Source organism: Arthrobacter sp. AFG7.2, assembly GCF_002892835.1.
Lineage (GTDB): Bacteria > Actinomycetota > Actinomycetes > Actinomycetales > Micrococcaceae > Arthrobacter.
The window spans coordinates 128,937-143,662 of sequence record NZ_PJMB01000007.1; the positions used below are offsets into that span (position 1 = coordinate 128,937).

Here is a 14,726-nt window from a genome sequence, read left to right on the forward strand (position 1 = left end):
GTTACTGTCCGTAGAAAATCCGCTCGAAAACTCCCCGTGCCCGCCTGCTGACCCGGAGGTAGTCCTCCTCCAGTACTGCGGCCTGCCCCGGCTCATATCCGCACCAGCGCGCCACGGCTTCCAGGTCGCGCCGCGATGAGGGCAGCAGGTCCGAGGCCTTGCCGTTCCAGATCACGTTGGCAGACCTGATCCGGCTGGCAAGCCGCCACGCGGCGGCCAGCAGGCCGGCGTCGTCCTGCTCAAGCAGGCCAAGCCGTGCGGCTGCGTCCAGTGCCTCCAGCGTGGACGTGGTCCGCAGCTCCGGATGGCGGCGGGCATGCTGCAGCTGCAGGAGCTGGACCAGCCATTCCACGTCGCTCAATCCGCCGCGGCCGAGTTTCAGGTGCCGCGCGGGGTCAGCGCCGCGGGGCAGGCGTTCCGACTCCACCCGCGCCTTGACCCGCCGGATTTCCCGCACATCCGTCTCGGCGATTGATTCGGGGTACCGGATGGGAACGATGAGTTCCAGGAAGTCCCTTGCCAGATCATCATTGCCGGCCATGGGACGGGCCCGCAGCAGCGCCTGGGCCTCCCAGATGAGGGACCAGCGCCGGTAGTACTCTGCGAAGGAGTCAAGGGAACGGACCATGGCCCCGTTTTTCCCCTCGGGCCGCAGGTCCGCGTCCATCTGCAGCACGCGCTCAGCCATGATGGCCGGTTTCAGCGGCTGGGTCAGCAGGGTGGAAACCTTCGCCACGATCCGGGCGGCCTGCTCCTGCGCTTCAGCCTCGCTGAAACCCGGCAGGGCCCTGTGTACATACATGACATCCGCGTCCGAACCGTAACCAATCTCGCGGCCTCCCTGCCGTCCCATCGCGACCACCAGCACTGCCGTCTTCAGCGGACCGCTTGCGGAGACGATGCCTTCCGCCACCCGCAGGGCACCCAGCACTGCAGCCCGGTCCGTGTCCGCCAGGGCCGCCCCCACCTGGTCCTGGTCCAGCAGCCCGGCTGAATCGGCGATGGCGATCCGAAGGATCTCGCGGCGCCGGATCAGCCGGATGAGACGCATGGCGCTCTCCGGATCAGCGTGCCGGGACATCTTGGACGTGATTTCCTGCCACTGGGCTTCAAAACCCACCGGTGCCAGGTCCTTGTCCTGGCCAAGCCAGGCCACGGACTCAGGCGAAACCTCAAGCAGATCCGCGATCAGCCGGGAGTTGGAGAGCATGTGGCACAGCCGCTCTGCGGCAGCATTGGAGTCCCGGAGCAGGCCAAGGTACCAGTGGGTGGTTCCCAGGGCCTCGCTGACGCGGCGGAAGGCGAGGAGTCCGGCGTCGGCGTCCACCCCTTCCGCCAGCCAGTCCAGCAGGATGGGCAGCAGCTGCCGCTGAAGGGCAGCACGGCGGCTGACCCCGGCGGTCAGGGCCTCGATGTGGCGCATGGCCCCCTTCGGGTCCAGGTAACCGAGTGCGGCGAGCCGGCCCTGGGCTGCTTCCGGTGTCAGCCTGGCGTCTTCGGTGCTGAGCTTGGCCGCGGTGTTCAGCAGCGGCCGGTAGAAGATCCGCTCATGCAGTTCCCGGACGGAGCGCTTGGTCTTCTGCCACGTGGCCAGCAGGGCGTCCGGATGCGGCCGCTCGTTGGAGAAAGGCCCCAGCACAGCCTTGGCCAGCGACCGGAGGGCTGGTTCAGCGACCGGCATGAGGTGCGTCCTGCGCAGCTGGAACAGCTGGATCCGGTGTTCCAGCAGGCGCAGGTACCGGTACGCGTTATCGAAGGCGGCGGCATCGGAGCGGCCGATATACCCTCCCGCCGAGAGGGCAGCGATGGCGGAGGTGGTGTCCCGCCGTCGGAGGTTTTCGTCTGCTTTTCCGTGCACCAGCTGGAGCAGCTGGACGGTGAATTCAACGTCCCGCAGCCCGCCGCGGCCGAGCTTGATCTGGCGCTGCTCCTCGGCGGCAGGGATATGCTCGGTGACACGGCGGCGCATCGCCTGCACCGATTCCACGAATCCGTCCCGGCTCGCAGAACTCCAGATCAACGGCGCGACGGCGTCCTCGTAACGGCGGCCCAGATCGGCGTCACCGGCGATGGTCCGGGCCTTCAACAGCGCCTGGAACTCCCAGGTTTCCGCCCAGCGGGCATAGTAGGACTCGTGCGAGGCCAGGGTGCGGACCAGGGGTCCGGATTTTCCTTCCGGGCGAAGGTTCGCGTCCACTTCCCACAGCCCCGGCTCGCGGGCAACGGAGGAGATGGCGCGGGAAATTCCGCTGGCCAGGGCAGTCCCGATAGTGCTGGCGCGGGCATCGTCCAGGCTGCCAGGGTCCACCACGTAGATGACGTCGACGTCGGAGATGTAGTTCAGCTCGCGGGCGCCGCATTTGCCCATGCCGATGACGGCGAGGCCGACGGCGGCAACATCGTCAGTGCCGTACTGGCCGGCGGCCTCTGCGCGCGAGACCGCCAGGGCAGCTTCGATGGCTGCCCCTGCAAGGTCGGCAAGTTCCGCGCCCACCGACGGCAGGAAGTCCAGCGGATCAGCGGCACACAGATCCTTGACGGCCAGGTCCACCACTCCCCTGCGGTAGGCCGTTCGAAGGGCCGCGTAGGCGTCCGTTCCACCGCCGGCTGCCACGGGCCGGACGGCACGCGGATCGGCGCCCACGGACTGCAGCAGCACCTCACGCAGGGAGGCAGGATCGGACTGCACGGGTTCGGGGCTCGCGCGCACCCGGAAGGCTGCCAGGTGCTCCGGATGGCGGATCAGGAATTCACCCAGCGCTTCGGACGCGCCCAGCACGCGGTACATCGGTTCGCTGATGTCGGGGTCGGCGGCGGCCAGGTCCCGGAGCTCCGGATGCTTTTCAATCAGGCGGACCAGCGACTGCAGGGCGGTGTCCGGGCTGGCTGCCATCTGCAGGCCCGCAAACAGCCGCTCCGGTTCGAGCCCTTCCAGTTCCGGCGCAGCCAGGAACCGCTCGCCTTTCTCAAGGTCGCTGAAACCGGCCGCAATGAGGCGGCGTGCCAGGCTCACGCCCGCAGCCTAAAGGATGCCGAGGTTGCGCTGCAGTTCGTAGGGCGTCACCTGCAGGCGGTAGTCCTGCCACTCGGCGCGCTTGTTGCGCAGGAAGTGCTCAAAGACCTGCTCGCCCAGGATCTGGGGCATCAGTTCCGAGTCTTCCATGGTCCGGATGGCGTCATGGAGGCTGGCGGGAAGGGGATCGTGGCCCATAGCCCGGCGCTCGGCAGAACTCAGCGACCAGACGTCATCCTCGGCTGCGGCGGGAAGGTCGTAGCCTTCCTCGATGCCTTTCAGGCCGGCGCCGAGGAGGACGGCGTACGCCAGGTAGGGGTTTGCCGCGGAATCAATACCGCGGTATTCGATCCGTGCAGACTGGCCCTTGCCCGGCTTGTACAGCGGAACGCGCACCAGGGCTGAGCGGTTGTTGTGGCCCCAGCTCAGGTAGCTCGGCGCCTCGCCGCCGCCCCAGAGCCGCTTGTACGAGTTGACGAACTGGTTGGTCACTGCCGTGAACTCGGGGGCGTGCTTGAGGATCCCGGCGATGAACTGGCGGGCCGTTTTTGACAGCTGGAACTCGGCACCGGCTTCGTAAAAAGCGTTGGCGTCGCCTTCGAACAGGGAAAAGTGCGTGTGCATGCCGGAGCCGGGGTGGGCCGTGAACGGCTTGGGCATGAACGTGGCGTACGTGCCCTGCTGCAGCGCCACTTCCTTGATGACCGTACGGAAGGTCATGATGTTGTCCGCGGTCTGGAGGGCGTCAGCGTAGCGCAGGTCTATTTCGTTCTGGCCCGGGCCGGCCTCGTGGTGGCTGAACTCCACGGAGATGCCAACGGATTCGAGCATGGTGACGGCGGTCCGGCGGAAGTCCTGGGCCACGCCGCCGGGGACATGGTCGAAATAACCGCCTTCATCCACGGGCACAGGCGCGCCGTCCGGCCCGGGTTCCTGCGACTTGAGGAGGTAGAACTCGATTTCCGGGTGGGTGTAGCAGGTAAAGCCCATGTCCGCGGCCTTGGCAAGGGTCCGCTTCAGGACATTGCGCGGATCTGCAGCGGACGGTTCACCATCGGGGGTGAGGATGTCGCAGAACATGCGCGAGGTCTGTTCGGTCTCGCCGCGCCAGGGCAGGATCTGGAAAGTGGAGGGATCAGGCTGGGCCAGCATGTCTGATTCGAACACCCGGGCCAGGCCTTCAATCGCGGAGCCGTCGAAGCCCAGTCCTTCCTCAAACGCACCCTCAACCTCGGCCGGGGCGAGTGCCACGGACTTGAGCGAACCCACGACGTCGGTGAACCACAGGCGCACGAAACGTACGTCCCGCTCTTCGATAGTGCGCAGGACAAACTCTTGCTGGCGGTCCATGATGGCCTCTTCTCCGGTCAACGTGCATGCTCCGGGGCCCGCGAAGGGGAAGCCGGCAGCAGTTCACCAACACTGTACTAAGCATTCGGCGCCGATGCTGGAGCCGCTGCCGCACGTAACACAGCGTTAACACCATGCGCCCGGATTCCAGCCCTGCAGCCGGACTGCGCTAGCGGTCCGGAGCTGCCGGATGGCTGCTCCTATGACCGTAATCACGCTGTGCGGCTCCGGCCGGCGGTAGCTAGGAGAGCGGCTGCCGCACTACGCTCATGCCATGGCCTCCAGCAACAGCTCCGATTCCAGCAGCATGTCCGCCGACGTCCCCGCCCCCTACGGCAGCGGGCCGGGGCAGGCAGCGGCCGCAGCCGCGGAGCGGAAGCCGGCCAAGGTGCGCATCCACCACCTGCAGCAGGCCAAGAATGACGGCACCAGGTTCGCGATGCTGACCGCCTATGAGCAGTACACGGCGGAGATCTTCGATGCCGCCGGCATCGAAGTGCTCCTCGTCGGGGACTCGGCCTCGAACAACGTGTTCGGCAACGAGACCAGCCTTCCGGTCACGGTGGATGAGCTGCTGCCCCTGTGCCGCGCGGTCGCCCGGAGCGCCAGGCGCGCGCTCGTTGTGGCTGACCTGCCGTTCGGCAGCTACGAGGTCTCGGCCGAACAGGCCGTCGCCGCCGGTGTCCGGTTCCTCAAGGAAGGCCTCGCCCACGCGGTGAAGATCGAGGGCGGCGCATACTACGCTCCCACTGTGAAAGCCATGGTCCAGGCCGGAATTCCCGTCATGGCCCACATCGGTTTCACTCCGCAAAGCGAGCACGCACTCGGCGGCTACCGCGTGCAGGGCCGTGGCGACGACGCCAAGCGGCTCATTGACGACGCCGTCGCCCTGGCTGAAGCCGGAGCCTTCTGCGTGCTCATGGAGATGGTCCCTGCTGAAACGGCAGCTGCCGTGGATGCGGCTGTCACCGTTCCCACTGTGGGCATCGGCGCGGGCAAGGAAACAACGGGCCAGGTGCTTGTCTGGCAGGATATGGCCGGGCTCCGGGGCGGTCGGATGGCCAAGTTCGTCAAGCAGTACGCGGACCTCCGCAGCACCCTTTTGGACGCGGCCGCGGCCTACGGCGAGGACGTCAGGTCAGGCCGGTTCCCCGGACCCGAGCACACCTTCTAACCGCGCCGGTGCAGGGACGGGCCGGCACGGGGGCAGCCTGCCCGCCCAACTGTCAGTCGTCGTCGTCCTTTTCCCAGGCGACATTGCGGGCCCGGACCTTCTCAAGGGCGTGTTCCGCTTCTTCCCGCGTTTTGTAGGGCCCGATCAGCTGGCTCCAGTCGGATACCCGGTCCTCTTCGATCTCGTGCGTCCTGACGTTGTACCAGTACTCAGTCATCGTTGCTCCTCGTTCCGGCGGCGGGGAAGCTGCGGCGTGATCCGCGTAACTTAAATTCTTACGCAGGCCCCGTGCGGCTTCCGGTTGCTAGGCGTTCTGCACTGCCTTATATGATCAATCTATGCCTTCCCTTGCCTCGACTGCACCCATCGGCACCCTCACCCCGGGAACCATAGGTCCGCAGCGTCCCGTTCCGGCGTCCATCCCCCGGCCGGAGTATGTCGGCAGGCCCGCGCCGGCAAAATTCACGGGCTCGGAAGTCAAGTCCCCGGAGACCATCGAGAAAATCCGGGTCGCGGGAAAGATTGCGGCACAGGCAATCGTGGAAGTCGGCAAGCACATCGAGCCGGGTGTCACCACGGACCTGCTGGACAAGGTGGGCCACGAGTTCCTCCTTGACCACCACGCCTACCCGTCCACCCTGGGCTACCGGGGCTTCCCGAAGTCGCTGTGCTCGTCACTGAATGAGGTCATCTGCCACGGCATCCCGGACAGCACGGTGGTCCAGGACGGCGACATCCTCAACATCGACATCACCGCTTTCATCAACGGCGTCCACGGGGACACCAACTACACCTTCCTGGTGGGCGATGTGGACGAGGAATCCCGCCTCCTGGTGGAACGAACCCGGGAGTCGCTGAACCGGGCGATCAAGGCTGTGGCTCCCGGCCGGGAGATCAACGTCATTGGCAGGGCCATCCAGTCCTATGCCAAGCGCTTTGGCTATGGGGTGGTCCGCGACTTCACCGGCCACGGCGTGGGCGAAGCCTTCCACACCGGGCTCATCATTCCGCACTATGACGCGGCCCCGGCCTACAATACGGTGATCGAAGCCGGCATGGTCTTCACCATCGAACCGATGCTTACCCTCGGCACCGTGGAATGGGATATGTGGGCCGACGACTGGACCGTTGTGACCAAAGACCGGAAGCGCACCGCGCAGTTTGAACACACCCTGCTGGTGACGGACACCGGCGCAGAGATCCTCACCCTGCCCTAGGCTGGCCAATCACCACCACCACGCTGTACTGACCACCTGCTGTACCCCTCCCGGTTCCCGACCGGACACCACTCCACGGCCGGCCACCGGCCGTTGCCATCCTGCCCGCCCCTGCCACGAACGGAAACCCATTGGCCAAGAAGGACGAGAAACCGCACAAGAACGCCCCGCTGATCGGCATCGACATCGGAGGCACGGGAATCAAGGGCGGCATTGTCGACCTGAAGAAGGGCAAACTGCTCGGTGAACGGTTCCGCGTCCCCACCCCGCAGCCCGCCACGCCTGAATCCGTTGCGGAGGCCGTGGCACTGGTGGTGTCCGAACTGTCCGCCCGTCCGGAAGCGCCTGCTGCCGACTCACCCGTCGGTGTGACGTTCCCCGGCATCATCCAGCACGGCGTGGTCCACTCCGCGGCCAACGTGGACAAGAGCTGGCTCTCCATGGACATCGACGGCCTCCTGACTGCCCGCCTGGGCAGGCCCGTGGAGGTCATCAACGACGCCGACGCCGCAGGACTGGCCGAAGCCCGGTACGGCGCCGGAGCCGGCGTCAAGGGCACCGTCCTGGTGATCACCCTGGGTACCGGAATCGGCTCGGCCTTCATCTTCGACGGCAAGCTGGTTCCCAACGCTGAACTGGGCCACCTGGAGATCGACGGCCACGACGCTGAAACGAAGGCTTCCGCCGTGGCCCGTGAACGTGACGGGCTGTCCTGGGATGAGTACAGCGTCCTGCTCCAGCGCTACTTTTCGCACGTCGAATTCCTGTTCTCCCCGGAACTGTTCATCGTGGGCGGGGGCATCTCCAAGCGCGCCAATGAGTACCTGCCCAACCTCCGCCTCCGCACGCCCATCGTGCCGGCGGTCCTTCGCAACGAGGCCGGCATCGTCGGCGCCGCCATCGAAATCGCGTTGAAGCACAAGCTCGCCAAATAGCGCAGGTTCCGTGCCGCCGTCGTCAGCAATGCAGCGGGCGACGGCGGCACACTGGTTTAACGCGCGCCGGGAGCCTGAGCTGCGCCGCTGCGTGTGTGCTCTGTGATCCCAGGCGCAGAGAAGCGCGCTGGCCTTCAAGCTCCCGGGTACGGATTGTTACTGAAGATCGTGGTGCCGGTGGCGGCTGCGGCTTCCCCTCCGCAGCGCCACCGGAGTCTACAGGGGGCTCTTCTCGGAGCTCTTGGCGCCTTTCGGGGCAACGCCCCGGGCATCCTGTTCTTCCTGCCGAAGCAGGGCTATGGCCGTCTCGAAGTCCTCAAGGGATTCAAAGGCCTGGTAGACGCTCGCAAACCGGAGGTAGGCCACCTTGTCCAGCTTCTGCAGCGGACCGAGGATGACCAGGCCCACCTCATGGGCATCGATTTCGGCAGCACCGGAGGAACGGATCTGCTCTTCGACTTCCTGTGCGAGCAGGGCGAGGTCGTCCTCGCTAACAGGGCGGCCCTGGCAGGCTTTGCGTACCCCGTTGATCACTTTGCTGCGGCTGAAGGGCTCGCCGACGCCGGACCGTTTGATCACGGAGAGGCTGGTGGTTTCGACGGTGGTGAACCTTCGGCCGCACTCCGGGCACTGACGGCGGCGCCGGATGGCTGAGCCGTCGTCCGCCATGCGGCTGTCCACTACCCGGGAATCGGGGTTGCGGCAGAACGGACAGTACATTGTGCCTCCCTCTTCCCTGTTTGTATGCGCGCCTGAATACGTGCACGCAGTACTCCAGCGGCTCCCAGTTTACGTCCCCGCACCTGCTAATAACAAGCGTGTAAGTACTACATGTAGTGGTCGGCACTACTACATGTCGGCCCAGGCGGGTCAGGAGAACCTGGCGGTCACAGCATCCCCGTGTGCTGGAAGGTCTTCGGCGCCGGAGAGGCTGACGATGTGCCCGCTGACTTCGGCCAGCGCGTCGCGGCTGTAGTTCACCACCTGGATGGCCCGCAGGAAGGTGGTGACGTTCAGTCCGGATGAAAAGGTGGCTGTGCCGCTGGTGGGCAGGACGTGGTTGGATCCGGCGCAGTAATCCCCCAGGCTGACGGGGCTGAAATCGCCAACAAAGATGGCGCCGGCATTCCTGATCCTGGCAGCGACGCCGGGCGCATCCTGCGTCATGATCTCGAGGTGCTCCGCGGCGTAGGCGTCGCAGGCGGCGATGCCCTGTTCCAGGTCCTTCACCAGCACAACTCCGGACTGCGGGCCGGACAGCGCTTCGCGGACGCGGCCGGCGTGCCTGGTGGCCGCGGCCTGCCGGTCAAGTTCGGCGCGGACGGCGGCGGCCAGATCTTCGGAATCCGTGATCAGCACCGAGGCGGCCTTGGGGTCGTGCTCTGCCTGGCTGATGAGGTCAGCGGCCACCAGGCGGGGCTGGGCGGTGGAATCTGCAAGGATCGCAATTTCGGTGGTGCCCGCCTCCGAGTCGATTCCCACGACGCCCTTCACCAGGCGCTTGGCGGTGGCAACAAAAATGTTGCCGGGCCCGGTCACAACGTCCACCGGTTCCAGCGCCGGACCGGCCTCCGTTGCCGCAACACCGTAAGCGAACGCCGCGATGGCCTGGGCACCGCCGATGGCATACACCTCGGTGATGCCGAGCAGCGCAGCGGCGGCGAGGATGGTGGGGTGCGGCAGCCCGCCGAACTCCTTTTGCGGCGGCGACGCCAGCGCGATGGACTCGACCCCCGCAGCAAGGGCTGGAACAACGTTCATGATCACGGACGACGGATAGACGGCCAGGCCGCCGGGGACGTAAAGTCCCACGCGCGCCACGGGAACCCAGTTCTGTGCCACCACCGCCCCGTCACCGAGTTGAACCTCGATGTTGCGCGGGCGCTGGCCGTCCGCGAAGCGCCGTGCGCGGCTAATGGATTCCTCCAGTGCGCTCCGGACGGCCGGATCCAGCTCATCCAGTGCGGAAGCCAGGGCCTCCCCGGGAACCAGCGGGTGGGTCTGTGCCACGCCGTCAAAACGCAGCGCAAGGTCCGCCAGCGCCCCAAAGCCGCGCTGCCGGACGGCCGAGATAATATCCAGGACCTTTTCCTCAGCATCGGCCACGGTGTGGCCCTGGGCGCGCGGTACGGCAGCGCGGAGCCCTGCGAGGGTGAGGTTTCGGCCACGCAGGTCAACCGTGCGGAAGTCTACGACGGCGGTGGCTGGGCTGGCGGGATTCTCCGGGGAAATGGTCACCGGCCTATTTTACCGGCCCTCTGCCGCAGCATGCCGCGACGGGCCCGTTCCGCCGTCGGGTCTGCTGCCCAGGAGGTTCAGGAGCTCCAGAACGAAGACCGACGCTGCTGTGGCGGCGGGCCACAAAAGCAGCACCGGCCAGGCCCGGAGCGAAAAGGCGATGCTGGCGTTTGCTGAGGCGTCGACCGCCGGCGCCCACACCTGGGCGGCCAGCAGTCCTGCCTGCCAGGCCACGACGGCGCCGCACAGGGCTCCGACGAGTCCAGCGGCCAGGTCCGCCCGCGGGTTCGCACGCTTTTGGTCTGCCAGGAAAACTCCGAGGAGGCACCCGGCGAACACCAGCAGCCCCGCCAGCGTCAGGTCCCGCGGCAGCCAGACGTCCGGGTTGGTGCCGGCACCGAGGGCGGGGTTCCGGGTGATCAGGTTCAGGCCCCCGGGAGCCAGGAGCCACCACAATATTCCCAGCGGGATACCTGCTGCTGCCGGGAGGGCCAGCATTGCCCAGGGCGGCCGCCGGCGCGGCCGGCGGGTGGCTTTCATCATGCACAAACCGTAACAAATGTTCTTGGGGGTAAGGCGCGGGCGTGCCTCGGCGAATTCACCTGCGGCATCGCGGACCAATAGTCTTGGAGGAGAGTGCCTTGACCAAACATCCCATCCGCAGGAGTTGCCGTGACAACAGATGACGTGCCGTTCGAGCGGACCTTCAGGGAAATGTTCCGGCGCCATGCCGCCGGGGTCGCCATTATCACGGTGAACTACCAGGACCAGCCGTACGGCTTCACCGCCACGTCGGTGGCGTCGCTCTCGGCGCAGCCCCCGCGCTTTACCTTCAACATGGCCCGGAGTTCCAGGTCGTGGCCCGCCGTGGCCAACACCACGTATCTGGGCGTCCACATGCTCGGCCTGGAGAACATGCGGCTCGCTGACCTTTTTGCCGGGGCCGGCAACCGGTTCGAAGGTGACCACTGGGAAACGGGGCCGCACGGCGTGCCGGTGCTGAAGGACGTGGCGGGCTGGCTCATCGGCGAGGTGCAGATGCGCCTCTCCTTCGAGAACAACGCCGTTGTGGTGGTCCAGGTGGTGGACGGCCAGGTTGGCGGGGACGCGTCGCCCCTGCTGTACCACGGCGGGGGCTACAGCCAGCCTGTCCCGCTGGACTACGAAATCTGACAGCCGGAACAACCGCACACGACGACGGGCGGTGCCATCCGTCGTCGTGCTTCCCTGCGCAGCCGCTCAGGCGTCCAGGCAGGCCGGACCAAGCAGCACCTTCAGGTCCCCAAAGAGCGACGGGCTGGGGTTCACCCGGAGGTGGACCGGCAACCCCATGATCTCCGTCCGGGTGTCACCCTGCAGGTGCAGGCGCACCTCAGAGTTGCCGCGGTGCGTGCGGAGCACATCGCCAAGTTCGGTGACCACGGCCTCGGTGGCCTTGTGGGTGGGCATGGTGATCACCAGCGGGCCGTTCAGGCCCTCGCTCAGGTCCGGAACGGACAGTTCCATGCAGTTAAGGGTGATGGCGCCGTCGTCGCGCTTCTGCAGGCGTCCCTTGACCACCACAATCAGGTCTTCGGCGAGTACGGACGCGATCGGCCCGTAAACCTGGCCGAAGAACATGACCTCCATGGAACCGCCCAGGTCCTCCACTTCGGCCCGGGCGTAGGCGTTGCCGCTGGCCTTGGCGATACGCCTGCTCAGCGAGGTGATCATGCCGGCAATGGTGATGATGGCGCCGTCCTGCGGCCCGTCCTCACCCAGGACAGAGGTAATGCTCATTTCCGCGTGCTGGCTGAGCAGGCCCTCCAGGCCCTGCAACGGGTGGTCCGAGACGTACAGCCCAAGCATGTCCCGTTCAAAGGACAGTTTGTCCTTCTTCTCCCACTCCGGCAGGTCCGGAATCTCGATGCTGAGCGATGACTCGGATTCCGCTTCGTCGAAGCCGGCGAAGAGGTCGAACTGCCCTATCGCTTCGTTCCGCTTGAGCGTGATGACGGAATCGATGGCCTCTTCGTGGATCATCGCCAGCGCCCGACGATGATGGCCCAGCGAATCGAAAGCACCGGATTTGATCAGCGATTCAATGGTGCGCTTGTTGCAGACCACTGCCGGGACCTTCATCAGGTAATCCTTGAAGGACGTGTAGGCGCCCTCGCTTTCCCGGGCGGCCACCATCGCTTCCACCACGTTGACCCCAACGTTGCGGATCGCGCCCATCCCGAAGCGGATGTCGTTGCCGACGGGGGTGAAGTTCAGGGCGGACTCGTTCACGTCGGGAGGCAGGACGGTGATGCCCATGCGACGGCATTCGTTGAGGTAGATGGCTGACTTGTCCTTGTCATCCCCCACTGAGGTCAACAGGGCAGCCATGTACTCCGGCGCGTAGTGGGCCTTCAGGTACGCGGTCCAGTAGGAAATGACGCCGTACGCGGCAGAGTGGGCCTTGTTGAAGGCGTAGTCGGAGAAGGGAAGCAGAATGTCCCACAGGGTCTTGACGGCTTCCATCGAGTAGCCGTTGTCCTGCATGCCCTGGGAGAAGCCGGCAAACTGCTTGTCCAGCTCGGATTTCTTCTTTTTACCCATGGCACGTCGGAGGATGTCTGCCTGGCCCAGCGAGTACCCGGCGAGCTTCTGGGCCACGGCCATGACCTGCTCCTGGTACACGATCAGGCCATAGGTCCCGCCGAGGATTTCCGAGAGCGGTTCCTTTAGTTCCGGGTGGATCGGGATGACTTCCTGGATCCCGTTCTTGCGCAGCGCGTAGTCCGTGTGCGCGTTGGCGCCCATGGGACCGGGCCGGTACAGGGCGAGCACGGCCGAGATGTCTTCGAAGTTGTCAGGCTTCATCAGCTTGAGCAGCGACCGCATGGGGCCGCCGTCGAGCTGGAACACGCCCAGGGTGTCGCCACGGGCCAGGAGCTCGTACGACGGGGCGTCGTCGAGTTCCAGTGTTTCGAGCTCCAGGTCGATGCCGCGGTTCATCTTAATGTTTTCCAGGGCGTCGGAAATGATCGTCAGGTTCCGCAGGCCCAGGAAGTCCATCTTGATCAGGCCGAGGCCCTCACACGTGGGGTAGTCGAACTGGGTAATGACCTGGCCGTCCTGGATCCGGCGCATGATGGGGATGACGTCGATGATCGGGTCCGAGGACATGATGACGCCGGCCGCGTGGACGCCCCACTGGCGCTTCAGGCCTTCGATGCCCAGGGCTGTCTCGAAGACTTTCGCAGCTTCCGGATCGGTGCTGATGAGCTGGCGGAAATCCCCGGCTTCGCCGTAGCGCTTCGCCTCCGGGTTCTGGATGTCGGCCAGGGGGATGTCTTTGGCCATCACCGCGGGCGGCAGCGCCTTGGTCAGCTGCTCGCCCATGCTGAACGGGTAGCCCAGTACGCGGGATGAGTCCTTCAACGCCTGCTTGGTCTTGATGGTGCCGTACGTGACGATCATGGCCACGCGCTCGTCGCCGTACTTCCGGGTCACGTAGTCGATGACCTCCGAACGGCGGCGGTCATCGAAGTCCACGTCGAAGTCGGGCATGGAGACGCGGTCCGGGTTGAGGAACCGTTCGAAGATCAGCCCGTGCCGCAGGGGGTCCAGGTCGGTGATGCGCATGGCGTAGGCCACCATGGAACCTGCGCCGGAGCCACGGCCCGGACCAACCCGGATGCCGTTGTTCTTGGCCCAGTTGATGAAGTCGGCCACCACCAGGAAGTACCCGGGGAAGCCCATCGAGGTGATGACGCCCAGCTCGTAGTCAGCCTGCGCGCGGACGTTGTCCGGGACTCCGCCCGGATACCGGTACTCAAGCCCGGTGGCTACTTCCTTGACCAGCCAGGACGTCTCGTCCTCGCCGGGAGGGCAGGGGAAGCGGGGCATGTAGTTGGCGCCGGTGTTGAAGGAAACCTCGCACCGTTCGGCGATCAGGAGGGTGTTGTCGCAGGCATCGGGGTGGTCGCGGAACAGCTCACGCATCTCCTGCGGTGACTTCAGGTAGTAGCCGCTGCCGGAGAACGCGAAGCGGGAGCCGCCATTGTCGTAGGTAGGTTCCAGGAGCGTGGAGCCGGACTGGATGGCCAGGAGGGCCTCGTGGGCCTTGGCGTCATGTTCATGGGTGTAGTGGAGGTCGTTGGTGGCCACCAAGGGAAGGTTCAGGTCCTTGGCGAGCCGCAGCAGGTCCCCCGTGACGCGCCGCTCGATGTCCAGCCCGTGGTCCATGAGTTCGCAGAAGTAGTTTTCGGCCCCGAAGATGTCGCGGAACTCGGAGGCTGCCTCAAGTGCCTCGCGGTATTGGCCCAGCCGCAGCCGGGTCTGGATTTCCCCGGACGGGCAGCCGGTGGTGGCAATCAGTCCCTCGGAGTAGGTGTTCAGGAGCTCCCGGTCCAGCCTGGGCCACTTGCCGAACACGGCGTCCAGGGAGGCGATGGAGGATGCCCGGAACAGGTTCCGCATGCCCGCGTTGTTGTAGCTGAGCAGGGTCATGTGCGTGTAGGAACCGCCGCCGGAAATGTCGTCCTTGCGCTGGTGTTCCTCGCCCCACCGCACGCGGCTCTTGTCACCGCGCGCCGTTCCCGGGGTCACATAGGCTTCGACGCCAATGATCGGCTTGATTCCCTTGTCCGTGGCCTTTTTCCAGAAATCAAAGGCTCCGAAGAGGTACCCGTGGTCCGTGGTGGCGAGGGCGGGCATCCCCAGCCGCCCGGTTTCGTCAAACAATTCCCCGAGCCTGGCTGCGCCGTCCAGCATCGAGTACTCGGTGTGGTTGTGGAGATGGACAAACGAGTCATTGCTGGAAGTCACCG

General features: G+C 65.8%; 11 protein-coding genes. 4 read left to right on the plus strand and 7 right to left on the minus strand.

Annotated elements, in window-relative coordinates:
- Position 1: 1 nt before the first annotated feature.
- Together CXX84_RS13610 and glnA are read right to left on the minus strand one after the other, a co-directional pair.
- Positions 2-3,013, minus strand: a complete 3,012-nt coding sequence (locus CXX84_RS13610; protein ID WP_102977249.1) for a bifunctional [glutamine synthetase] adenylyltransferase/[glutamine synthetase]-adenylyl-L-tyrosine phosphorylase — start codon at positions 3,011-3,013, stop codon at positions 2-4.
- 9 nt (positions 3,014-3,022) lie between these two features.
- The gene (gene glnA, locus CXX84_RS13615) at positions 3,023-4,363 is read right to left on the minus strand and encodes a type I glutamate--ammonia ligase (RefSeq protein WP_102977330.1); all 1,341 of its coding nucleotides are present in this window, start codon (positions 4,361-4,363) and stop codon (positions 3,023-3,025) included.
- Positions 4,364-4,637: 274 nt separating this feature from the next.
- Here glnA and panB point away from each other — a divergent pair, with 274 nt between their 5' ends.
- Entirely contained in the window at positions 4,638-5,537 is a 900-nt protein-coding gene (panB, locus tag CXX84_RS13620) for a 3-methyl-2-oxobutanoate hydroxymethyltransferase (protein WP_102977250.1), read from the plus strand.
- A gap of 52 nt (positions 5,538-5,589) precedes the next feature.
- Here the strand turns inward: panB and CXX84_RS19010 are convergent, their stop codons facing one another.
- Positions 5,590-5,754, minus strand: coding sequence for an SPOR domain-containing protein (locus CXX84_RS19010; RefSeq protein ID WP_146031883.1), 165 nt, complete (start codon positions 5,752-5,754; stop codon positions 5,590-5,592).
- Between the two features lie 121 nt (positions 5,755-5,875).
- On the opposite strand from CXX84_RS19010, the gene map reads away from it, so the two are divergent.
- Both map and ppgK read left to right on the plus strand, forming a co-directional pair.
- Complete coding sequence (gene map / locus CXX84_RS13625) at positions 5,876-6,754, plus strand: type I methionyl aminopeptidase (protein ID WP_102977251.1); 879 nt, start codon at positions 5,876-5,878, stop codon at positions 6,752-6,754.
- A gap of 131 nt (positions 6,755-6,885) precedes the next feature.
- Positions 6,886-7,689, plus strand: a complete 804-nt coding sequence (ppgK, locus tag CXX84_RS13630; RefSeq protein WP_102977252.1) for a polyphosphate--glucose phosphotransferase — start codon at positions 6,886-6,888, stop codon at positions 7,687-7,689.
- Positions 7,690-7,905: 216 nt separating this feature from the next.
- On the opposite strand, the gene nrdR is transcribed toward ppgK, so the two are convergent.
- The 3 genes from nrdR to CXX84_RS13645 all read right to left on the minus strand — a co-directional run bounded on the left by nrdR (position 7,906) and on the right by CXX84_RS13645 (position 10,470).
- Positions 7,906-8,409, minus strand: a complete 504-nt coding sequence (gene nrdR / locus CXX84_RS13635; protein WP_102977253.1) for a transcriptional regulator NrdR — start codon at positions 8,407-8,409, stop codon at positions 7,906-7,908.
- 150 nt (positions 8,410-8,559) lie between these two features.
- Positions 8,560-9,927 carry a histidinol dehydrogenase gene (hisD, locus tag CXX84_RS13640; protein WP_102977254.1) on the minus strand — a complete coding sequence of 456 codons (1,368 nt, stop codon included), beginning with the start codon at positions 9,925-9,927 and terminating at the stop codon, positions 8,560-8,562.
- A 9-nt stretch (positions 9,928-9,936) separates the two neighbouring features.
- Positions 9,937-10,470, minus strand: a complete 534-nt coding sequence (locus tag CXX84_RS13645; protein WP_102977255.1) for a hypothetical protein — start codon at positions 10,468-10,470, stop codon at positions 9,937-9,939.
- A 171-nt stretch (positions 10,471-10,641) separates the two neighbouring features.
- Here CXX84_RS13645 and CXX84_RS13650 point away from each other — a divergent pair, with 171 nt between their 5' ends.
- Positions 10,642-11,100 carry a flavin reductase family protein gene (locus CXX84_RS13650; protein ID WP_411266215.1) on the plus strand — a complete coding sequence of 153 codons (459 nt, stop codon included), beginning with the start codon at positions 10,642-10,644 and terminating at the stop codon, positions 11,098-11,100.
- 66 nt (positions 11,101-11,166) lie between these two features.
- On the opposite strand, the gene dnaE is transcribed toward CXX84_RS13650, so the two are convergent.
- Positions 11,167-14,724 (minus strand): DNA polymerase III subunit alpha, encoded by a 3,558-nt coding sequence (gene dnaE, locus CXX84_RS13655; RefSeq protein ID WP_102977257.1) that lies wholly within the window; start codon positions 14,722-14,724, stop codon positions 11,167-11,169.
- Positions 14,725-14,726 lie beyond the last annotated feature (2 nt).

Bases quoted from the DNA above. Each gene is read 5' to 3' on its own strand.
- glnA (WP_102977330.1), bottom strand. From the start codon at position 4,363: ATGGACCGCCAGCAAGAGTTTGTCCTGCGCACTATCGAAGAGCGGGAC.
- panB (WP_102977250.1), top strand. From the start codon at position 4,638: ATGGCCTCCAGCAACAGCTCCGATTCCAGCAGCATGTCCGCCGACGTC.
- CXX84_RS19010 (WP_146031883.1), bottom strand. From the start codon at position 5,754: ATGACTGAGTACTGGTACAACGTCAGGACGCACGAGATCGAAGAGGAC.
- map (WP_102977251.1), top strand. From the start codon at position 5,876: ATGCCTTCCCTTGCCTCGACTGCACCCATCGGCACCCTCACCCCGGGA.
- nrdR (WP_102977253.1), bottom strand. From the start codon at position 8,409: ATGTACTGTCCGTTCTGCCGCAACCCCGATTCCCGGGTAGTGGACAGC.
- CXX84_RS13645 (WP_102977255.1), bottom strand. From the start codon at position 10,470: ATGATGAAAGCCACCCGCCGGCCGCGCCGGCGGCCGCCCTGGGCAATG.
- CXX84_RS13650 (WP_411266215.1), top strand. From the start codon at position 10,642: ATGTTCCGGCGCCATGCCGCCGGGGTCGCCATTATCACGGTGAACTAC.